The organism is Polyangium sp. 6x1 (assembly GCF_029946515.1).
Lineage (GTDB): Bacteria > Myxococcota_A > Polyangia > Polyangiales > Polyangiaceae > Polyangium.
Window position 1 is genome coordinate 1 of sequence record NZ_JARZHH010000119.1, and the last position, 19,891, is coordinate 19,891.

The following is a 19,891-nucleotide window of genomic DNA, read 5'->3' on the forward strand; positions in this document are numbered from 1 at the left end:
CCGCGCCGCTCGCGCCGCCCGTGCCGACCATTCCTCCGCCCGCGCCGCCCGCGCCGCCCGAGCCGCCGCTCGACGCGCTGCTGCCCGCGCCGGAGCCGCCCGCGCCGCCGGAGCCGCCCGCGCCACCATTCACCTCGCTGCCGCAGCCGAGGATACCGAGCGACACGCCCGCCAGGACAAACCCCAGGACAGACCACGACGATTTCATCCGAACGCCTCCCTTCACCTTGACATGGTTTGTGCGCAAACGAAACGCGCGCGTCGAATCGTACACGGTTTTCGCCGCGGAGATCGGGCGCCGGCCACCCAGGGAATGGCGAAGGGAAAAAATGCGTCAGCCGCCGAGCGAGGCGCCCGCGGTCTCGGGGTCCTCGCCGGCGCGGAGGAAGGGCAGGACGGTCTCGACCATCCGATCGGGCGAGTCGACGTGGGAGAAATGCGACGTGCCGTCGAGGTATCGCAGCTCCGAGCCCCGCGCGAGGCGGTGGAGGGCTTCCCCGACGCGGGGGGGCACCATGGGATCCTTCCGCGCGTACACGAAGAGCAGCGGCACGGGGAAGGGCGTGCGGCCGAGCTCGTCCACGAAGGCGCGGAAGCCCGCGGGCGCGAGCGTCTCGTGCAGCGATTTCGTGAAGCACGCGAGCCCCGCGTCGGTGGCGAGCGGCGCGCCGTACTCGTCGAGCTCCTCGCGCGATTTGAGCCGTTCGTCGTGGTAATGGACGTTCCGGTACACCCAGCGGCGCGGATCGCGCTGCACGAGGTACCGGAGGAGCGCGCGGCCCGCGGCGGTCGAAAGCAGGGCCCGCAGCGCCACGTACCTGGGCTCCGGCGTGCCCGGCGCGTGGTTCACGACGAGGCGCGAGACGGCCGCCGGATCCTGCAAGGCGAGGTGCATCGCCACGTACCCGCCGAGCGAATTGCCCATGACGGCCGAGCCCCGGATGCCGAGCGCCTGCTGGAGCTCAGCGAGGAACGTGCCGAAGCTCGGCGCCGAGAAGTCCGCGCGCGTCGGTTTGTCGGATCGGCCGGAGCCGGGCAGATCGGGCGCGTAGACGCGGAAGAACCGGCCGAGCGGCTCGAGCACGTACCGAAACGAATAACTCGACGTCATGAGCCCGTGCACGAGCAGGAGCGGCGGCCCCGATCCCACGACACGGACGTGCACGCCGACGTCGCCGAAGATGCGCGAGGGCACTTGCACGCGGCGCGCCTCGGCGCGGTGGTAGCCGTGCGGGATGCGCGGCAGCGCGGGGAGCTCTTCGTAGGGGAGCCGTTCGAAAGGACGGAGCGCCATCAGCCCTTCAGCGCTTCCTCGACGAAGTGGAGCCGATCGTTGCCCCAGAAGAGCTCGTCCCCGACGAAGATCGCGGGCGCGCCGAACGCGCCGCGCGCGATGGCCTCGTCGGTGTCCGCGCGGAGCCGATCCTTGATCTCCGGCGTCTCGATCGCGGCGAGCGCGGCCTCGGGATCGAGGCCCACGCCGCGCGCGAGATCGGCGAGCGTCTCGGGGCTCGCGAGGTCCCGATCCTCGGCCCACATGGCGCGGAAGGCGGCCTGCGCGAGCGCCTCGGCCTTGCCTTGATCCGCGGCGACGTGGACGAGGCGCATGGCCTTGATCGTGTTCGAGGGGAAGTGGCTGGAGAAGCGGAACGGCACGCCGTAGTGCCGCGACCAGCGCTCGAGGTCCTTGAAGAGGTAGGCGCCCTTCGTGGGGATCTTGGCCGGCATCTCGTTGCCCGCGGCCTTGAAGACGGCGAAGAGCACGAACGGGCGATACACGATCGTCGCGCCGGCGCGCGCCGCGAGGGCCGGGAGCTGCGTGGCGGCGAGGTAGCTGTACGGGGACGAGAAGTCGAAAAAGAACTCGACGGTCTTCAAGGGTCGGCCTCCGGAGGGCACGAGTGTAGGGGCGATGGAGCGCGCGGAGAAGGAGCGTTCAGGGGCCCCCGGCGTCGACGTCGAGGGACGGCTCTACAGGGCCGCCGGAGGGGGGCGCGTCGAGGATCGCCGCGCGCGCGCGGAGCTTTTCGGCCTCCTCGTGGCGGTCGAGCTGCCTGTAGATGAGGCTCAGGTTGAAGAGCGAAAGCGCGTCGTCTTCAGCGAGCACGAGCACGTCTTCGTAGAGCCGCATGGCTTCGTCGAGCTTGCCGCCGTTCTGCGCCGCGTAAGCGCGGTAGCGCTTCATCTCGACGAGCGTGCGCTTCATGCCGGCGTCGTCGGGCGCGAGCGCGACGGCCTGCGCATACGCGCGCGTCGCTTCGTCGAGCTCGTCCTTCCGCGCGTACGCGATGCCGAGGTTGTACCAGAAGCCCACGTTCTTCGGGCTCACCGCGAGCGCCTTCTGGTACCGCGAGACGGCCTCGTCGTAGTTCCCCTCCTCGAACGCCTCGTAGGCGAGGCGCGCGCTGTCCGCGCCGCCGTCCTTCGCGAAGTTGACGCGCGGGCGCAGCACGGTCGCGCCCGCGCCGGATGCCGCGAGGACGCCGAGGATCACGACGCCCGCAGCGGCGCGCACGGACATGCTCCGGCGCGTGCTCCGGAGGCCCCCCGTGATCACGAGCCCCGTGAGCACGCCGAGCAGCGCGCCCACGCCGTGCGCCACGTTCGCGATGTTCCAGATGTCGAGGACGGTCGTCAGGATGCAGAAGAAAAACCAGCCGATGAAGAACTGCGTCGTGCGCGCATCGACGGTGCCGCGCATGCGCGCGTCCGCGCGATCGAGCACCCACGCGAGGCCAAAGAGCCCGTAGACGACGCCGGAAAGGCCGATGCCGCCGACGAACGCCGCGTACTCGGCCGCCGCCGATCCCGCGGCGAAGAGGAGCACGAAGCCGAGCAGGCGGAACGAGCCGAAGCGCTCTTCCAGCATCGTCCCGAGCGTCCAGAGCCAGGCGACGTTGAAGATGAGGTGCAGCGCGTCGGCGTGCGGCAAGGCGCTCGTGACGAGGCGCCACGGCTCGCGCTCGAACGCGCGCACGTTCATCACGAGCTGCTGGATCGAGCGCCCCGACTTGTCGAGCACCGTGACGAAAATGGCGAGCATCGCCACGCCGGCGGTGACGGGGAAACGTACGAACTCGGAGACAGGCGGCGGCTTCTTCAAGGCGCGGGGAGGGCTCAGGGCTCGAGCTTCAGCTCGGCGGCGTGGATCAGGGCCTCGAGATCGTCGAGCGAGGGCAGGGGCGCGTGATCGAGCGTGATGGTGAGCGAGCCGGGGCCACGCTCGATGGTGACGTCCCCCTCGCGCGCATCGGGCGCGATCTCCGCGGCCCACTCGCGATCGGCGGCGGCGACGCGGCGCGCCTCGGCGCTCAGCCGATCGCGGATCCAGCGCGAGAGGCGCACCAGGCTCGACGACGGCGGCGGGTCGTGATCGGGCTCGTCCGCGGTGAGCGCCACCAGGATGCGGTACCGATCGCCGCTCGTCCGGATCTGCACGTACACATACCCGCCGCGCAGCGGCAGGCGCACGCCGAGGCCGTCGGCGTCACGCGCGAGCAGGTTCGCCGCCGTGCGGTAGCTCGACTCGGCCCAGCCCGTCGACAAGCGCGCGAGCAGCGCCGCCGCCGCCGCATTCGACAGGGCAACGTCCGCGCTGTTCTGCGCCGCGGGGATGACCCGGAGCGTCTGCGGGGGCGTCGGAATCCGTCCCTCGAACTCGCGGCTGCGCAGCGTGACCGTGCGGCTCACCGGAGCCCCGGAGGGAGGGTCGTCGCCGGTCTCGTCGGCCGTGGACACGCGGAGATCGCCGCTCTCGGCGTCACGCAGCCACACGGCGCCGCACCACCACGCGGCCAGGGTCTTGCCGCTCGGCAAGAACGCCATCGGGCCCGGGCTCGCCGTCCAGAGCGGGCGCGCGAGGGCCACGCTGAAGACCTGCGTCGCGCGGGTCCGGCCGAGCGCCGTGACGAGCGCGCCGTCCGGCGAGAACTCGAGCGCCGCGACGCCGCGCAGCAACGTGAGGCCGTTCTTCACCGCGAGCACCGCGCGCGGCTCGCCCGCGTGGCCTGGCTCGAACAGGCGGATCCGGCTGTCCGGCCCCGCCGCCGCGACGAGCTTTCCATCGGGCGAGAACGCCACGGCCGCGTCGTGCTCACGCACGCCCTCGGGGCGCATTTGCTGAAAATCGTCGACGGACCAGTGCACGACCGGCGTCGCGCCCGTCGCGGCCGTGAGCAGCTGCCCGTCGGGGCTCCACGCGAGGCTGCGCAGCCTTCGCCGGTGCGGATACGCGAGCTCGTGGAGCAGCGCTCCATCCGCGAGCCGGTAGACGAGCACCGCGCTCGTGAGGCGATCGGCCGTGACCGCGAGCAGCTTGCCGTCGGGCGAGAGCGCGATCGGCGCCTCGCCGCGCCACGGCTCGGGCGTCAAGCATCGACCGGTGACGAGGTCGAAGACCTGCACCGTGTGCACCGGCTCGTCGGCCTCCACGCGCGCGTCGAGGGCGGAACGGGCTGCGCTCGGCGGCGCGCGCATGTCGTCCGACCACGCCGTGACGAGGCGCCCGCCGTCGGGCGAGAGCGCGAGCCCCGTCGCGCCCACGCCGAACCGGAAGAGCGTTCGGCCGACGCGCAGATCGTAGACGACCGTGCGTCCGTTGCCGATCGCCGACGCCGCGAGTCGCTTGCCGTCGGCGGAGACGGCGAGGGCCGTGGCCTCGTGCGAGAGGGGGAGTTGACTGGCGTGCACGCGGCACGAGTCTAGCGCCCCCGCGCCCGCGAGACGATGCCCGGACAGAGGGCTCGTGGTCCTTTTTGGACGATCGTTTGCCCGGGGCTCCTGCCCCACGCGCCGCTCCCGGTCCCCCAAAACTGTAAACGATGTCACAGGACCCGCCGCCAGGCGCCTTCCGCGACTTTGCCCCGGCGTACGTCATCGGGTGGGCGCCCTCGGCGCGGCCCTGATTGACCAAGGCCCCGCGGGCTCAATCTTGACCATGACGAACGCGGTGGATGGTCCGCCGCTCGTGCGTGCAACGGAAATTGCGGTCCGTCTTCGTTTGCCCCGCGCCGCGAGCGCGGGCGAACGAAGGCGGGATGGGGGGCGCCATGTCGAAACGAACACGTTCATCCCGCTCGAATCTCTCCCCGAGGACGGGGCGCGCCGCGCTCTCGCTCGGGCTCCTCCTCGTCGGAGGCCTCGTTTTCGCTGGGCAGGGCTGCGCCGTGAGCGCCGACGCGACCGAGGACGAGCTGACGTCGGCCCCGGCCTACCTCGTCGCGCAGCCGTCGAGGGAGGAATGGCGCGAGTTGGCGGAGGTCGCGCAGTCGGTCTCCCTGCCTTCGGCCGGCGCGATCAGCGATATCCCGGATTCCGACATTCGGGGCGCTGCCCAGGATCTCTACAACGCGCTCGTGAGCTTCAAGAGCGCCGCGTCCTCCGATTTCGAGGCGCTCAGCGCTGCCGCGGAACGCGTGAACGACGCGGGGTCGGACCTGCGGCAAGCCGTCCAGGAGGCCGTGGGTGGCGGTGGGGAGGAACTCCTCTCCCGCCCGCCTCCCGTCCGCGACACCACCGACACGAGCTCGCTCGCGCTCACCGCGTCCGAAAGGGAATACCGCAGGTGCCTGCGGCACACCCTCACCGGCTACACGCTCTGCCTCGCCACGGCCACGACGATCGGGCTGAAGGCGCAGTGCAATGCGAACTTCCTCACCCTCACGATCGCCTGCACCGCCGTCGCCTGAAGCTCAGCGCGCGCGTCGTTCGTCGCGGCTCCCCGCGAAGTAGGCTTCGAGCAGCTCCCGGCCGACGATGTTCGCCTTCGTGCGCCAGGTGATGTCGTTCGCCAGCATCACGGCCACCGCGATCTCGGGTTTGTCGGCGGGCGCGAACGAGGCGAACCACGAGAACATGCGCGCCGGCTTCTTGCCGACGAGCGTGCCCGTCTTCGCGGCCACGGCCATGCCAGGCAAGGCGCGCGTCCCGTCCGCGTGGCGGAACGCCTTCACGCACGTGCCTCGCTTCGTGGTCACCTGGAGCATGCGGTTCAGCGTGCGCGCGACGCGCGGATCGAGGGCGCGACGCTCGACCACGCGGGCGACGGGCACGCCGGGATCCTTGAGCACGAGCCGCACGCGCTCGCCGCCATTGGCGATCGTCTGCATCGCGAAGAGCGCGCCGAGCGGCGAGAGCTTTCCATTCCAGAAGCCCGCCGCGGCGCGGGCCATGCCGAACGGATCGGCCGGGATCTCGACGCGCCCGGCGTGGGCGGGCACGTCGATCGGCACGTCGCCGGAAAACCCGAGCGACGTGGCCATGCGCCGCAGATCGTCCGGGTCGAGGTGCCGCTTCGCCATCCGCGCGAACACCATGTTGATGCTCTTGCCGAGGGCCTCGCCGAACGGCGTGCAAGCGCTGCCGCCGCGCCTGTCGAGATCGGCCAGCGTGATGTCGTGCTCGCCGCCCGACCAGCACGCCTCCGTGCCTTCGTTCGCGTGGCCGCCGTCGAGCAGCGCGGCGGCCGTGACGATCTTGAACAGGCTCGCGCTCGGGGCGTACGGCTCGGCCACGAAATCGCGGTCGCCGCGGCTCGCCCAGACGAGGATCCGCCCGGTGCGCACGTCCGAGGCGACAATCGCGGCCTCGGGCGCGCCCGAGCGCGCGAGCAGCCGCTCGGCCTCGCGTTGCAGGCGCGGATCGAGCGTCAGGCGTACGGGTTTGGCCTGACCACCCACGGCGCCGTAGGCGGCCTCGGACGTGACACGGATACGGTGGAGGCCGAGCGACGCGGCCTCCGCGTCGAGCGAGCCGACGAGGAGGACGGACGCGAGCGCGGCCGGCGCGAGGAGGGCGCGGATCGGGGACACCACGGGGGGGCTATCGATCGAGCGGGGCCGGTAGGCCAAGATTTTTGGCAACGGCCCCCGGGCCTGCTAGTCGCAAGGCGGGTGGTGGGAGGAGAGAAAGGTCGATGACGAACGCCGGACGTGGTGGCTTGCTCGATCTCGTCGAGCGGGACAGGGTCCACGCGTGCGACGGCTACGGCCCGGCGGGGATCTGCGTGCGGGTGGTGGGCGTCGCGGACCTGCCGACGCGGGTCGGCCGCTTCCAGATCGTCGCCTTCTGGAACAACCGCGACGCGAAGGAGCACGTCGCCATGGTGCACGGCGACGTGATGGGCGCCGAGGACGTGCCCACGCGCCTGCACTCGGAGTGCCTGACGGGCGACGTGATGGGCTCGCTCCGCTGCGATTGCCGTGATCAGCTCCTCGAAGGCCTGCGGCGCATCCAGTCGATGGAGCGCGGCATCGTGCTGTATTTGCGCCAGGAGGGCCGCGGGATCGGGCTCATCAACAAGATCCGGGCCTATGGGCTCCAGGATCAGGGCCTCGACACGGTGGAGGCGAACCTCGCGCTCGGCTTCCGCGACGACGAGCGCGACTACGCGGTGGCGGCGCACATGCTGCAGAGCCTCACGGTGAAGTCGGTCCGGCTCATCACGAACAACCCGAACAAGATAAGCCAGCTCGAGCAATACGGCGTGAAGGTCACGGGGCGGATCCCGCACGTGATCCCGCCGAACGACTACAACAAATTTTACCTCGAGACGAAGGCGAAGCGCAGCGGCCACTACATCGACATGGAGGGCAAGCCGCACCTCGCCGAGCAGAGTGATCCCGTGATGGTGGACGGAATGGACGGGCCCGCCGAGGAGGACCCGGCGGAGACGGACGTCAAAGCGCGCGCATGAAGGCGACGAGGTCGCTCTTCTCCTGATCGGAGAGCTTGAGCTCGAGGACGAGGTTGAAGAACTCGACCGTGTCCTCCAGCGTGAGCAGCCGTCCGTCGTGCAAATAGGGCGGCGAGTCCTTGATGCCGCGCAGCGGGAACGTCTTGATGGCCCCGTCGGCGATGGCGAGCCGCCCGTTGATCAGCGTGGGCGCGAAGAAGCGCTCGGTCCGCAGATCGTGCATGAAATTGTCCGAGTAGATGGGCGCCGGGTGGCACGTGGCGCATTGCCCCTTGCCGAAAAAGACCTCCTGGCCGCGCAGCTCCTCGGGCGTCGCGAGCTTCGGATCGAGCTTCCGGTCGATGATCCGGAGCTTCGGCGCGGGCGGGAAGTCGAGCAGCTCCTGGAACTCGGCCATCGCGTGCACCTCGCTGCCGCGATTGACGAAGTGCACCCCCTTCTTCTGGGCGGTGACGGTATCGCCGTCGAAATACGCGCCGCGTTGCTCGAACTCGGTGAAATCCTCCACGCTGCGGAGCGCGCGCTGCGAACCGAAGAGGCGCTGCTGGTTCACGCCGCGCAGCGTGGGCGTGTCGATGCGCCGCCGATGGGATTGCGGGCGGATGTCGCCGACGAGGTGGAATCCGGCGTTGGTATGGCCGTTCGCGTGGCATTCGAAGCAGGAGACGCCGAGGGACGGCTTCGCGGAGCGGCGGTCCTCGGTCTGGTTGAACTGCTGCTGCGGGAATTGCGAGACGAGCAGTCGCAGCCCGTCGAGCTGCTTCGGGTTCAGGATGCCGTTGAAAAGCTCGAAGAAATTCTGCGTGGTGACGAGCTGCCCGCGCGAGACGTCGCCGAGCTCCGGCCGGGTCGTGAGGTAGATGGGCGGCGGGAACTCCGGAATGAAATGCTCGGGCAGGTCGAACTCCACGTCGAACCGCTCGAGATCACGGCCCTCCTGCTTCTTGATCTCCGTGATGTGGACCTTCGGGAAGACCATTCCGCCTTCGACTTGCTTGGCGTGGGGCAGGGGGAAAAAGCCCGCGGGCCAGAGCTTCTTGTCCTTGATCTCGGTGGGCGTCATTCCGGCGAGGGCGCCCCAGGTGACCCCGGCGGGAAGTTTGACGCGGACGCCGGTCTGCTGCGGCTTTCCGCGGGACATGGTGAGGCCTTTCGTGCTTCGATTGGCCAGGTCGTACCGCTGGGCGAGCAGGTCGGCCTGGCGGCGCATGACGCCCGGCTTCTCGGCTGCGAGCCGCTTCATGATCTCCCCGAACGGCTCCTTGATGTCGACCGGGAGGTAGCTCGTCTTCGAATCGCCCGGGGCGAGCAAGCCGATCCGCGGATCGAGGGTGAGGGTGGTATCGGGCGAAGCCGCCTGCGCCGCGACACCGGGCTTCGGCCCGGCCTGCGGCTCGGCGATGGCTTGTCCGGGCATCCCCGCCGAGCAAGCTGCGCCCGCGGCGATGATGAGCCCCAGGACAAGGGAGGGATGAGACAACCGCATTGGATCCTCCTGCTGCGTTCGAATGCTCCCATTGGAAGCCGGATGCAGCAGGAGCGGCATCGGGAAAAACAGAAAACCGGAAGGAGGAGGTGCACGGGATTTCCCGATGCGCGAGAGAAGTGGGGGCGGAAGCGGAAGCGGGGGAGCATCACCCAGCCAAGCCTGGCTCGTCGGCGGCGTTCCCTGAAGCTCGCAATGGCTGGCCGCGGTCAGGGTTTCGTCGCCAGGGCTCGTTGCAACGGTATCGCGAGCGAGGTGTCTGCGAAGCCACCGATGTGCGCCCGGAGCCAAGTTTTTCCTCGACGGCTGCGAGCCGCGGGTCGCGCGTGGGGATGTTGCGCATCGACCAGGGGTCCTCGTGGGGTCCGATCTCCGCGGCCTGAGCGCGGATGAGGCGCATGATCGTCCAGGGCGACTCGGTGAGGGGGCGACCGCTGTCGTTGTTTCGGACGTTGACCTCGGTGCTTTCCCTCTCGGGAGGCGTGGTGTCGGGGTCCGCGGGCGCGGACTCTGCCTCTGCCGCGTCAGCTGTGCCAGCGTCCGACGGCGGAGCGGCCGCCCCCTGTGCACGGGTACGCGTTGAGGCGGGGCGAGCATTCGTACCGCCCATCGACGTCGGTTCGCGAAAGCCGCCACATGCGACGAGGACGCAGAGCGCGGGCGCAAACGCCGCCAGGAACATGAAGCTGGGAGGAGAAAGCCGAAGCTCGGGTCGGCCACGGTCGAGGACGAACATTCGACGTGGAACGCCGCGCGATGCTGCCGCTATTCTTTCGGGTTCATCTTTTACGCGCAAGCTTCCGATCATTGCTCGCGAAGGCAATCGCAAAAGCTCGGATTGGTTCGTCGAGGGAAACCCACCATCCGACCTGAATGGGGCGAGGGCGTTGGAATATAACCCGCCACGAGCGGGCCGCTCATGGCCACATCGGCCGCCATCGACCAGCGGTCAGAGCCCGCCGGCGCCCCGGCTCAGCCCTCGAGCGAGGCGCGCAGGAACCAGGCGTGCTTCTCGAACTCGGTGATGATGCCGGTGAACAGGTCCACCGTGTCCGTGTCCTGGTGCTGCTCGACGGCCTTGCGGCTCTCGTGCAGGCCGGTGAGGTAGGCTTCGATGCGCTCGGCCAGCAGGCGCACGTGCTCCAGATCCTTCGACGTCTCCTGCGGGTAGTCCGGCAGGCGGCTCGTCTTGGCCACGTGGCGGGCGGTGCCGTACGCCTTGGCGCCCAGCGTCACCGCGCGCTCGGCGATCGAGTCGTTGTGGTTGGCCAGGCTCACCGCGAAGGTCTCGAAGAGCGGGTGGAGCGCAGCGAACTGCGGGCCCTTGATGTTCCAGTGGGCGACCTTGATCTGACTGTGCAGGTCCAGGCCATCCGCGAGGCGCTCGTTGAGGGCGGCGGAGATGGCGGCGCGGGCCTGCTCGGAGAGGGGACTCGGGCTGCGGTACATGGCTTCTGTCCTTTCAAGTGATCAGCGCGTGCGGCACGCATCGTAGGCCGCGTGCCGCACGCACGAGACCCTAACAGGCTGTCGATAAACTTGCTGCGCGCCCTGGATCGTCGGTCGTCGTCCTCGGAATACGCCTGTATTCCTGCGTCCTCCTCCCTAGCTCCAGGGCGCTCGCTGCGTTTCTCGACAGCCTGCTAACCCTGGATGAACGCCAGCAGGTCTGCGTTGACCACGTCCGCGTTGATCGTGCACAACCCGTGACCCAGGCCCTTGTGGACCTTCAGCGTCCCGCGCTTGAGGAGCTTGATGGCCAAGAGCGCCGAGTCCGCGATCGGAACGATCTGATCGTCGTCGCCGTGCATGACGAGGGTCGGGACTTCGATCTTCTTCAGATCCTCGGTGAAATCCGTTTCGGAAAACGCCTTGATGCAATCGTAGTGGGGCTTGATGCCGCCCATCATTCCCTGCCGCCACCAGTTGTCGATCACACCCGGCAGCACGGTCGCACCGGGCCGATTGAAGCCGTAGAACGGGCCCGAGGGCACGTCGCGATAGAACTGCGCGCGGTTGGCGACGAGCGCAGCCCGGAATCCATCGAACACTTCGATGGGCAGCCCGCCAGGATTCTTCTCGCTCTTCACCATGATCGGAGGCACGGCTCCGATGAGCACGGCTTTCGCGACACGCCCGCCGCCACCGTATTGCGCGACATACCGCGCCACTTCGCCGCCGCCGGTGGAGTGTCCGATGTGGACGGCATCCTGGAGATTCAGATGTTCCGCCAGCGCGGCGACGTCGGCAGCGTACGTATCCATGTCGTTGCCGCTGAACGTCTGGGACGACCGTCCGTGCCCGCGCCGATCGTGCGCAATCACGCGGAACCCTTTCGAGAGGAAGAACATGAGCTGCGCATCCCAGTCATCGCTGCTCAAGGGCCAGCCATGGTGGAACACGATCGGCTGACCGCTGCCCCAGTCCTTGTAGAAAATCTCGGTGCCGTCTTGGGTACGTACGAAGCTCATGCTGTGGACTCCTCGGTCTTATGGGATGGCTGGAATCTGAACGTGTGCGCGTGCGCGTCACGCCAGTTCACGGTGGAAGAACTCTAGCGTGCGGGCACGAGAGAGGCGCGCGGCTTCGGCATGGAAGTGCATTCCGCCGTGGCGCGAGAACGCGTGACGGCAACCCGGATAGCTGAAGACCTCGAACTTGGGGTTTCCCGCGAGGGCCGCCGCGATTTCTCGCTGCGCTTTGTTCGGGATGAACTCGTCCTCTTCGGCGAGGTGCATCTGCAAGGGTCCGTCGATGTCCGCCGTTTCGCCGAGAAACTCCTCGGTACGCCCACCGTGAAAGGCGACCGCCGCGTCCACGCGCGTGCGCGCCGCTGCGAGAAACGTGAGCAGTCCGCCAAGGCAAAACCCCATGACACCCACGCGTCCCGTAGCTCCCGTGAGCGTGCGCGCCGCGGCTATCGTCGCTTCGACGTCGCGCACGCCAGCGTCGATATCGAACGCCTTGTAAAGGGCCAGACCCTTCTCCCAGTCGGGTTGCGATTGAACGGACAGGTCCACGTGCGGCTCCCCCTGGCGCCAGAACAGTTCCGGGCAGATCGCGATGAATCCTGCCGCGGCAAGCTCGTCGCAAGTGGCACGAAGGTCCACGTTGACGCCAAAGACTTCATGCAGAACGACGATGGCCGGTGCCGCCACGGCTGCCGGTCGCGCCAGGTAGCCGTCGAAGCTGCCCTCTGCTGAGCGGATGCGAAACACATGTTCGGGATCGTCATGCCAGGTCGATGTCGTCATTTGCGTGCTTCCCCGGTCGGAATATGCGTTGCAAGGCAGCTAAAACATCGGTCGGTTTCCTCACCGGCCTGTGGAAGAACTGCGCGAAGCGCAGTTCTACCATCCAAGGTCCAGGGCTGGCCCTGGTCCGGGTCGAGGGGCGGATAGCCCCCGCGGGGTCCGGGGCGGCGCCCCGGCGCGGCGGCCCACGTGAGCTGCGCGCTACATCCGCGCCGTCATCCACTCGACGATATCGCGCAGCACGCCCTCCTTGCCGACGTCGGCCAGCAGATCGTGGAAATGCCCCTCGTACAGCTTGAGGGTCTTGTCCTTCGATCCGGCCTTCTCGTGGAAGAGCTGGCTGCCATGCGGCACGGTCACCCGGTCCTCGGTGCCGTGCAGGATCAGCACTGGCAGCGTGATCTGCGGGAATTCCCGCTTCAGTCGCTCGTCCGCGCGCACCATTTCGGCCACGGTCTGCGTCGGGTACCCCGCGCGCTCGATGAGCGGGTCGTTCTTCATCTGCTCGACGAAGCTCTTGTCACGCGAGAAGTCGTCGTCGTTGAGCTTCAGGACGTGGGCGTGCGGCACGATGTGGCTGAGGCCCTTGAGGATCGCCAGCGCGAAATCCGGCGCGGGCACCTCGTGCGCGAAGCTCTCGCAGATGAATCCCGCGAGCTCCTCGCCGTGCTCGAGCGTGTAGATGCTCGAAATCACGCCGCCGGCGCTGTGCCCGAGCAGGAACACCGGAAGCCCGGGCTCCCGCGATTTGGCCAGGCGGACGAGCGTGTGCACGTCCTCCACGTAGTCGCTGAACTTGTCGACGTAGAGCCGCTCGCCCTCCGAGCGCCCATGCCCGCGGTGGTCGAGCGCGAACACCGAAAACCCATGCTCGACGAGCTGCTCCGCCGTCCACTCGTACAGGCCGCTGTGGGCCTTGAAGCCGTGGACCAGCACCACCACGGCGCGCGGCGTCCCCGGCCGCCACGATCGCATGAAAATCTTCAGCCCACCTTTACCCTCGAACGTCTCTTCCTTCATCTCGAACGTCCCTTCCGGCTCTCGCATTGCTCACGCGCTCAGGAGCGCGGGTTATGGACGGAATCGTCGGCGAAGGAAACCCCACCAAAGGTGGGTGCCATGCCCCTCCGTTCGGACGATCTCGTACAGCTCGGCAGGAAAAGGAGGAGGGTAGGGGTTGGACATGCGCCGCGTTGCGCCAGCACCGCTCATCCTGCGCCACGCACACCTTGTCGCCCATGTCCCCCCGGTCGAGCGGGATCGGGCAAGCCAAACCATGCCCATGCGGACGGAGTTGCTTCCAAAGGTACAACGAGGCGCCTCCACACCTGGGGCGCCGGCGTCGTGTCAAACGAGCCGCTTTTTCCCGCGACCACGTCGCCGCCAAGCGAAACCGACGGCGAGGCCGACGAGCGCCCAGAGCGGGCGCGGAGCACGGCCCTCGTCAATGGCGCACCCGCATCCGCCATTCGCGCCCGGCGTGCCCGTCTCGTCTCCGCCCGAGCCGCCTTGTCCGCCGGTGCCCGTCGTCGACGCGCCTGCGCCGCCTTCTCCGCCGTTACCGCCGATGCCGCCGTCGACAGGGCCGACGTCCGGCTCGTGCCACTCGTAGGCGCCGAGATCGACGCCCGCTCCCTGCGGACGCGGGATCCCCTCGATATCGAGCGCGGGCGCCATTTCTGGGCTGCCGGTGTCGACCGCGGGGGATCCCGGCAAGAGGTGGAGATCGAAGCTCGCGGGTGCGACGAAGAAGGCCGCGAGATCCGTGAGCTTGGTGTTGTGATCGTCGGTGACGTTCGTGCCTTCGAGCTGAAAATCCGTGGACAGGTTGTTGCGCACGACGACGTCCTGGCTCGCCGTGCCGTCCTTGTGGGCCGTGACCTTGATCCACGGCGGCCCGGGGCTTTCGTCGTTCACGTCGATGACCGTGTTGTTGACGATGCGTGAATTGCGCATCCCGTAGAAGCTGATGCCGTGCCAGTGGTCGGTGACCACCACGTTGTTCTCCACCACCCAGCCTTCGAAAAACCCGTCGAAGCAGCCGATTCCCTGCATGGAGTTCGTCAGCTTCTGGTTGGGATCTTCGCGGTTGATGAAGACGTTGCCGCGAAGCGTGACGTTCTTGACGGCGCCCGTGCCGACGCCGTTCGCGCCGACGGACCAGCTCTGGAACCCGTCGTCGTGGTTTGCATCGCCGTCCTCCTGGCTGACGTACACGTTCTTGATCAGGTTGTACTGAAAGACGCCGTCGTCTCCGAGGCCGCGCAGGCCGTCGGCGGAGAAGTTGACGATGCGGTTCTTCTCGACGAGCGCCCCCTTGCCGTCGACGCTGATGCCAAAGCGGACGTTCGTCAGGCTGTTGTTGCGGGCGACAGACCCTTCGCCGCGCACGAAAATGCCGCTGCTGGCCGCGTTGATCCACTCGTCCGGGCCCCACGACGAGCTGTCGGCCACGCTGAAGATTTCGTTGTCCTCGACGGTGACACGCGCGCTCGAAGGGTCGATGAGGACGATGTCCCCCACAGCGGGCGCGGGGGCGTGCGACGGGCTGATGGAGAGGCCGCGCAGGGTCCAGCCCTTGGCGCCCTTGAAGGCGACGGAGGCGGCCGTCGGCTTCTCGCCCGGCGCGGCGGCGATCGTGATGGCCGGGGTGTAGTCGCCGCCCTTGAAAACGGGGGCGCCGTGGTAGCCCGATCGAAGCCAGACCGTGTCTCCGGCCTTGATGGTGGTGCCGAAGGCGCCGTCAGCGATGAGCTGCTCGAGCGACTGCCAGGGTTTGGCCGCGCTGCCGTCGCCGTCCGGCGAGCCGTTTGCCGGATCGACGTAGAATTCGGCTGCATGTGCACTCGCCGCAAGCAGGAGGATCGTGGTAGAGGCAACGAAGCTGAAAGCACGAGTTTGCAATTGACGCATGGATCCTCCTACGCGGAGCGCTGCGGCCCGGATCCATAACAGAGGAGCACGAAAAGATGAGCCATGACAAGACGGACGAAGTCGTCGCGTTTCTTCGCCGCAATGGCGGGCGCGGCACGGGCTGGTTCCACAAGCACCACGATCCGAAGCCGCTCGACGCCTCGGCGCTGGCGTCGCTCACGCTGCCCGACGGCCGTCCGCTGCCGCCGAGCCTCTCGACCTGGCTCGCCTTCGACGCGACGTGGTTCGACCTCGTGACCGGCGCGCCGCCGCGGCTCGCGGCGCGGCCCTTGCGCGACATCCTCATGGGCTGGGCGAAAGCGGCCTCGAGCGCACTGCCCGAGGGCTACGAAGACCCCTATCCGATGACGGACGAGCAGGTGGTCCAGGCCTGGATCGACCTCCTGCCCGCCCCCGAGATGGCGGACGCGCTCGCCATCGAGCTCCCCCCGGCGGACCAGGACCACATCCTGCTCTTCCACCGCGCCGATCGCAGCGGCGAATATCCGATCCTCGGCTGCCACAAGCGCTACGAATTCTGGTTCAAATACGATAGCTTCGGCGCCTTCCTCGCGCACTACTTCGGCGTGGCGGAGCCTGACTGACGCGTTCACGGCTCGCACCCCAGGTCGCGCCGGCGAGATTCGCTTGTCACGTTTGGCCGGGTCGTGGCACACAGGCGGGTATGGATATTCGCTTCTCTTCTGTGTTCGTCGGCATGTCCGCACGCGCTCTCGGCACCGCCGGCATTCTCGCGAGCGCCGTTCTCGCGGCGTGCGGCGCGCCCGACGTGGACGCTCCGAAGCCGGACCCGTCCCCCCCTGCAATGCCCGGAGACCTCTCGCCGAGCGACATCTCGATCCTCTGGCCGGCCCCGGAGAACGGCGAGCTTCCGCCGGGGTATTTGAAGATCTATCCCGCCGCCGGCGAGCGCGGGCCCGGGATCCCGTCCGCCGCACGTGATGTGATGCCGGATCTCCACGCCGATCTCCCCGGAGGAGCAAATACGACGCTCGCGGTCATCGCAGCCCGCGTCGATCCGTGCGCGCCGCGCGCGTCCGGGCCATGCGTCCCCGAGCTTCGACTGAGCGCCGAGACGCTCGTCGTCGGGCTCGACGATGCCGCGCTTCACCTCATTTACGAGCTCGACGAAGCGCAGCTCGCGGCGCTCATCTCCGACCTCGCGACCTGGCGCACGCACGCGCCAGTATCGACCAGCGGCCGCCTCCGCGTTCATCCAGGGCTCGCCGCAGCCGGAATCGGCTCGGCGTTCGCCGAAGAGCTCCACGACATCATCGTGCATCATGCCACCGAGGCGTCGCTCGTGAGCTTCACGGTCAACCACTTTGCATTCGACAACTGGAGCTTTGCACGCTTCGTCCGGAAGGGCGCCGCCTTCGAAAAGGTCGACCTCCCCGGCCTTCCAGCCGGCACGCTCTCGCAAAGCTGGCTGCGGCAGGCGCAGCAGGACGACCTCGACGATCCGAACGGCACGCTGACCCCCGCGCCTGCCAAAAACTTCAGCGCGCTGCTGAAGACCGACGCGCTTTCGGCCGGCACGAGCACGCCGGAAGTCCTCGCCGCGCGCGACGCCGTGCTCGAGAACGAGCATCCCGAAAAAACGAGCTCCGCTACGAACGATTGCGGCTCGTGCCATCTCGCCGACGCGGCCCACCGCTGGGCGGAAAAGCGCGGCGTCCTGTTCGACACGCCGGAAAAGTATCAGCCGCCCGCAGGCATCGACGTCACAGTCGAAGCGCCGCCCGAATTGATGGGCAATGCGTCCAACACGATTGCCTTCGGTTATCATCGCGTTCGCCACGAAAAACTCGTTCCGAGCATCAGCGCGCGCGTGGCAGCCGAAACGGCGGAGGTTCTGAAGCGTCTTCGCGAGCCGTAGCCGTTTCGCCGGGGCTCTGCCCCGGGCCCCGCGGGGGCTGTTCGCCCCTCGACCCGAACCAGGGCCAGCCCTGGACCTCTGAGCATCGACTGCGCGAAGCGCAGTCGATGCGGGGAGAGTTTTTAAAGCTGTCCGCCCCCTCTTTGCAGGGCCAGCCCTGGACCTCTGAGCATCGACTGCGCGAAGCGCAGTCGATGCGGGGAGAGTTTTTGAGCTGTCCGCCCCCTCGTTGCAGGGCCAGCCCTGGACCTCTTGGGGACGAACTGCGCGCTGCGCAGTTCGTCCCACAGGCCGGCGGTACCGCATCGCCAGTTGAGCCGTCAGCGCCGCTGTCTTGGCTGGCAGCGTCGTCGCTGGTCTTGACTCGGCTGTTCGATGAACTGCGCATCGCGCAGTTCATCGACCCTCGGTCCAGCGCGGGCGCTGGTCCGGGTCCCGGGGCGGACAGCCCCGGGTGGGGCCTGGGGCAACGCCCCAGCGCTGGTCCTCCCCAACTGAAACCAATGCTGCGAGGCGCAAAGCGGAAGCGGCGAGGAATGAGCCACTTCGACCCTCCTGCGACGTTTCCCGGGCTGCCCAGCTCGCCTTCGACCCTTCCTCCACGAAACATCGGCTCCCTGAATCGCCCGCGGACCCTTCGTCCGTGCCGGAGACGTCCGCGGATCCGTCAGGAAGCCATCGCTGCCCGACGCGCGGGTCCGAGAGAACGGTCAGGACCGATCCACGGCGTGCCGAGCAGGGGCGCGGTCCGCGACGGAGGCGACCCGGTGCTGTTTGCGGTTCCGTTTTTTGGGCGGGGAAGGGGCGGACGACAAAAAACGGAACCGTTTTTTGGGCGCGGAAGGGGCGGACGACGAAAAACGGAACCGTTTTTTCGGTGGGGACCCATCTCCGGGCGTCTCGACCTTTCGGGATCGGCGCGCGTCGGGTCGGAGGTCGGTTCGGTGGAACGTTGCCCCGTCCCCCTACCTGCGGTGTCTTGCCTCACATGCATCATCATGGGGCCTCTTCCTGCTCGCGCTCCTTCGGGGCCTGCGCGTGCCGTCGCTCTGGCGCAGGTCGCGCTCGAGGCGCCGGCATGCTGGTGTGCCAGGACTCCAAAGTACTTGACGGGGGACGCACAGCAGCGCTCGTGTGTCCATAAACACCGATGGGGGCCGCGAGGCGAGAGTTTGACACCGGCAGCATGGAGGGCTGGAGACCATGGGCATTCTTGACAAGCTGCGCGCGTGGCTGAGCGGTGGACGAAAGGAAGGAGCGCCGAGCGCGTCTCCTCCGTCCGCGAGCGCAGATCCCGCAGATAGCCCATCAACGGATTCGTCGTCGGAGCCACGGTATGATGGAGTTCAGATCACGAACATCGTGGATGGCACGACGATCACGGGGCACGACGCCGTCAAAGCCTACTTCGAGAAGGAGAGGCAGATGCTCGACGAACATGGCTCGTCCATCACGTTCGAAGTGTTTCGCGTCAACTTGGAGGCGAAGACCCTTCGTGAACTGCAGGGCGAGATGCTCACGACGATCCGGGTGGATGGTACGTTCGTCTCCGGCACCGACACCGTGGAGGCGGTCAAGAAAAAGGTTCGTCCTCTGCTCGCCGAGGCTTCGCAATCGGAGCAGGCAGGAGCACGAGCTGGCCTGAACATCGGGGATGCCGACCGGATCACGCTCTTTTTCAGCGGCCGCCCGATGCAGGACAAGAAGCTGTTTTACGCCGATCACTTCATGATGCTACCGGTCTGGGTCCAGATTGTTCTGCACAGCTGCGAGCTCGCGGCGGTCAAAGAGCTCACGGACAAGCTGAGGCATGCCAGCCGAGAATGACCGCCCCCTCAGGCCACGTGGAGGATCTCACCTCTCAGCCGCTGACGGCGACGGAATTGGAGACCGCGACGGCATTACCGATGGTGGTCTGCGCCCGCGACAGTGACCGGGCAAGCGCCGGACCGCCGCGCGTGATCGCCGAGGAATTGGCGACCGCCACGGCGTCGCCGATGACGGTGTAGGCATCGCTCATCGACTCCGCGATGGCCGCTGCGTTGCCCCGGCTGAAGGAGCTCGACCGAGAGACGGCCAGAGCGTCCCCGAGCACGCTCTGTGCCTGCGCCAGCGACTGGCTGATCGCCGACACGCCTGGCCCGGCGACGGCGGCCGAAGTGGCTGCCGCCCGCGCTTCCCCGAGCGCGGAGATGGCGACCGCGATGGATGTGGAGACCGCGACCCTGACCTGCGGCTGCACCGGTTCCGTGAGCAGCTCCAGGGATTCCTCGCGCACGGATTCTTCCGCGGAAACCCGCGACGCCCCGCTGAGGGCGAGCAACGCAAAGCCGACGACGATGCCCCTGTTCACGTTCATGATGACCCCCTATGCGCCCGGGACCGGACCCAGGCGGGCAATCTCATCGTCGAGCCCGGACGGCCGGACGTCCATCGGGGACGGCATCTTTTCGATCCCGCGAGGCCATCTTCCCGCGTCGACGGCGCCTCGCTGGGGCTTTGCCCCAGGCCCCACCAGGAGCTATCCGCTCCTGGACCTGGACCAGCGCCCGCGCTGGACTGAGGGTCGATGAACTGCGCTCCGCGCAGTTCATCGAACAGCCGGGGTCAAGACCACGAGCGACCCTGCCAAGCAAGACGGCAGC

18 protein-coding genes are annotated in these 19,891 nt (G+C 68.1%); 5 read left to right on the forward strand and 13 right to left on the reverse strand.

What is annotated here, in order from left to right; translation table 11 throughout:
- The 5 genes from QHF85_RS47480 to QHF85_RS47500 form a co-directional block, all read right to left on the reverse strand.
- Positions 1–208, reverse strand: a 208-nt coding sequence (locus QHF85_RS47480; protein WP_281334162.1) for a hypothetical protein, incomplete at its 3' end; no start/stop codon positions are given.
- Positions 209–334: 126 nt separating this feature from the next.
- On the reverse strand, positions 335–1,294 hold the full coding sequence (locus tag QHF85_RS47485; RefSeq protein WP_281334163.1) for an alpha/beta hydrolase: 960 nt from the start codon (positions 1,292–1,294) through the stop codon (positions 335–337).
- A complete protein-coding gene (locus QHF85_RS47490; protein WP_281334164.1) occupies positions 1,294–1,878 on the reverse strand; it encodes a 2-hydroxychromene-2-carboxylate isomerase in 585 nt (194 codons plus the stop codon). Before QHF85_RS47490 ends, QHF85_RS47485 begins: the two co-directional genes overlap by 1 nt.
- A 58-nt stretch (positions 1,879–1,936) precedes the next feature.
- Complete coding sequence (locus QHF85_RS47495; RefSeq protein ID WP_281334165.1) at positions 1,937–3,103, reverse strand: rhomboid family intramembrane serine protease; 1,167 nt, start codon at positions 3,101–3,103, stop codon at positions 1,937–1,939.
- A 14-nt stretch (positions 3,104–3,117) separates the two neighbouring features.
- The gene (locus QHF85_RS47500; RefSeq protein ID WP_281334166.1) at positions 3,118–4,689 is read right to left on the reverse strand and encodes a hypothetical protein; all 1,572 of its coding nucleotides are present in this window, start codon (positions 4,687–4,689) and stop codon (positions 3,118–3,120) included.
- A 359-nt stretch (positions 4,690–5,048) separates the two neighbouring features.
- On the opposite strand from QHF85_RS47500, the gene QHF85_RS47505 reads away from it, so the two are divergent.
- On the forward strand, positions 5,049–5,687 hold the full coding sequence (locus QHF85_RS47505) for a hypothetical protein (RefSeq protein ID WP_281334167.1): 639 nt from the start codon (positions 5,049–5,051) through the stop codon (positions 5,685–5,687).
- Between the two features lie 3 nt (positions 5,688–5,690).
- Here the strand turns inward: QHF85_RS47505 and QHF85_RS47510 are convergent, their stop codons facing one another.
- Positions 5,691–6,809, reverse strand: coding sequence for a penicillin-binding transpeptidase domain-containing protein (locus QHF85_RS47510; protein WP_281334168.1), 1,119 nt, complete (start codon positions 6,807–6,809; stop codon positions 5,691–5,693).
- A gap of 104 nt (positions 6,810–6,913) precedes the next feature.
- Here QHF85_RS47510 and ribA point away from each other — a divergent pair, with 104 nt between their 5' ends.
- Positions 6,914–7,693, forward strand: coding sequence for a GTP cyclohydrolase II (ribA, locus tag QHF85_RS47515; protein WP_281334169.1), 780 nt, complete (start codon positions 6,914–6,916; stop codon positions 7,691–7,693).
- On the opposite strand, the gene QHF85_RS47520 is transcribed toward ribA, so the two are convergent.
- The 6 genes from QHF85_RS47520 to QHF85_RS47545 form a co-directional block, all read right to left on the reverse strand.
- On the reverse strand, positions 7,677–9,110 hold the full coding sequence (locus QHF85_RS47520; RefSeq protein WP_348652824.1) for a cytochrome B6: 1,434 nt from the start codon (positions 9,108–9,110) through the stop codon (positions 7,677–7,679). The genes ribA and QHF85_RS47520 overlap by 17 nt on opposite strands.
- A 1,041-nt stretch (positions 9,111–10,151) precedes the next feature.
- Positions 10,152–10,628 carry a DNA starvation/stationary phase protection protein Dps gene (gene dps / locus QHF85_RS47525; RefSeq protein ID WP_281334171.1) on the reverse strand — a complete coding sequence of 159 codons (477 nt, stop codon included), beginning with the start codon at positions 10,626–10,628 and terminating at the stop codon, positions 10,152–10,154.
- 194 nt (positions 10,629–10,822) lie between these two features.
- Positions 10,823–11,650 (reverse strand): alpha/beta hydrolase, encoded by an 828-nt coding sequence (locus QHF85_RS47530; protein ID WP_281334172.1) that lies wholly within the window; start codon positions 11,648–11,650, stop codon positions 10,823–10,825.
- Positions 11,651–11,707: 57 nt separating this feature from the next.
- On the reverse strand, positions 11,708–12,433 hold the full coding sequence (locus tag QHF85_RS47535; RefSeq protein WP_281334173.1) for a dienelactone hydrolase family protein: 726 nt from the start codon (positions 12,431–12,433) through the stop codon (positions 11,708–11,710).
- A gap of 201 nt (positions 12,434–12,634) precedes the next feature.
- Entirely contained in the window at positions 12,635–13,480 is an 846-nt protein-coding gene (locus QHF85_RS47540) for an alpha/beta hydrolase (RefSeq protein WP_281334174.1), read from the reverse strand.
- A gap of 300 nt (positions 13,481–13,780) precedes the next feature.
- Positions 13,781–15,337: a right-handed parallel beta-helix repeat-containing protein gene (locus QHF85_RS47545; RefSeq protein WP_281334175.1), complete on the reverse strand. Its 1,557-nt coding sequence runs from the start codon at positions 15,335–15,337 to the stop codon at positions 13,781–13,783.
- A 65-nt stretch (positions 15,338–15,402) separates the two neighbouring features.
- Here QHF85_RS47545 and QHF85_RS47550 point away from each other — a divergent pair, with 65 nt between their 5' ends.
- The 3 genes from QHF85_RS47550 (at position 15,403) to QHF85_RS47560 (ending at position 19,073) form a co-directional block, all read left to right on the forward strand.
- Positions 15,403–15,951 carry a hypothetical protein gene (locus QHF85_RS47550; RefSeq protein WP_281334176.1) on the forward strand — a complete coding sequence of 183 codons (549 nt, stop codon included), beginning with the start codon at positions 15,403–15,405 and terminating at the stop codon, positions 15,949–15,951.
- Positions 15,952–16,064: 113 nt separating this feature from the next.
- Complete coding sequence (locus QHF85_RS47555; protein ID WP_281334177.1) at positions 16,065–17,246, forward strand: hypothetical protein; 1,182 nt, start codon at positions 16,065–16,067, stop codon at positions 17,244–17,246.
- A 1,362-nt stretch (positions 17,247–18,608) separates the two neighbouring features.
- Positions 18,609–19,073 (forward strand): hypothetical protein, encoded by a 465-nt coding sequence (locus tag QHF85_RS47560; RefSeq protein ID WP_281334178.1) that lies wholly within the window; start codon positions 18,609–18,611, stop codon positions 19,071–19,073.
- Positions 19,074–19,107: 34 nt separating this feature from the next.
- Here the strand turns inward: QHF85_RS47560 and QHF85_RS47565 are convergent, their stop codons facing one another.
- Positions 19,108–19,605 (reverse strand): hypothetical protein, encoded by a 498-nt coding sequence (locus QHF85_RS47565; protein ID WP_281334179.1) that lies wholly within the window; start codon positions 19,603–19,605, stop codon positions 19,108–19,110.
- Positions 19,606–19,891: the final 286 nt, after the last annotated feature.

What these genes read in the sequence shown, in the direction of transcription:
- QHF85_RS47535 (WP_281334173.1), bottom strand. Translation starts at nt 12,433, where the DNA reads ATGACGACATCGACCTGGCATGACGATCCCGAACATGTGTTTCGCATC.
- QHF85_RS47485 (WP_281334163.1), bottom strand. Translation starts at nt 1,294, where the DNA reads ATGGCGCTCCGTCCTTTCGAACGGCTCCCCTACGAAGAGCTCCCCGCG.
- dps (WP_281334171.1), bottom strand. Translation starts at nt 10,628, where the DNA reads ATGTACCGCAGCCCGAGTCCCCTCTCCGAGCAGGCCCGCGCCGCCATC.
- QHF85_RS47565 (WP_281334179.1), bottom strand. Translation starts at nt 19,605, where the DNA reads ATGAACGTGAACAGGGGCATCGTCGTCGGCTTTGCGTTGCTCGCCCTC.
- QHF85_RS47505 (WP_281334167.1), top strand. Translation starts at nt 5,049, where the DNA reads ATGTCGAAACGAACACGTTCATCCCGCTCGAATCTCTCCCCGAGGACG.
- QHF85_RS47550 (WP_281334176.1), top strand. Translation starts at nt 15,403, where the DNA reads ATGAGCCATGACAAGACGGACGAAGTCGTCGCGTTTCTTCGCCGCAAT.
- QHF85_RS47555 (WP_281334177.1), top strand. Translation starts at nt 16,065, where the DNA reads ATGTCCGCACGCGCTCTCGGCACCGCCGGCATTCTCGCGAGCGCCGTT.
- QHF85_RS47540 (WP_281334174.1), bottom strand. Translation starts at nt 13,480, where the DNA reads ATGCGAGAGCCGGAAGGGACGTTCGAGATGAAGGAAGAGACGTTCGAG.
- QHF85_RS47520 (WP_348652824.1), bottom strand. Translation starts at nt 9,110, where the DNA reads ATGCCCGGACAAGCCATCGCCGAGCCGCAGGCCGGGCCGAAGCCCGGT.
- QHF85_RS47530 (WP_281334172.1), bottom strand. Translation starts at nt 11,650, where the DNA reads ATGAGCTTCGTACGTACCCAAGACGGCACCGAGATTTTCTACAAGGAC.
- ribA (WP_281334169.1), top strand. Translation starts at nt 6,914, where the DNA reads ATGACGAACGCCGGACGTGGTGGCTTGCTCGATCTCGTCGAGCGGGAC.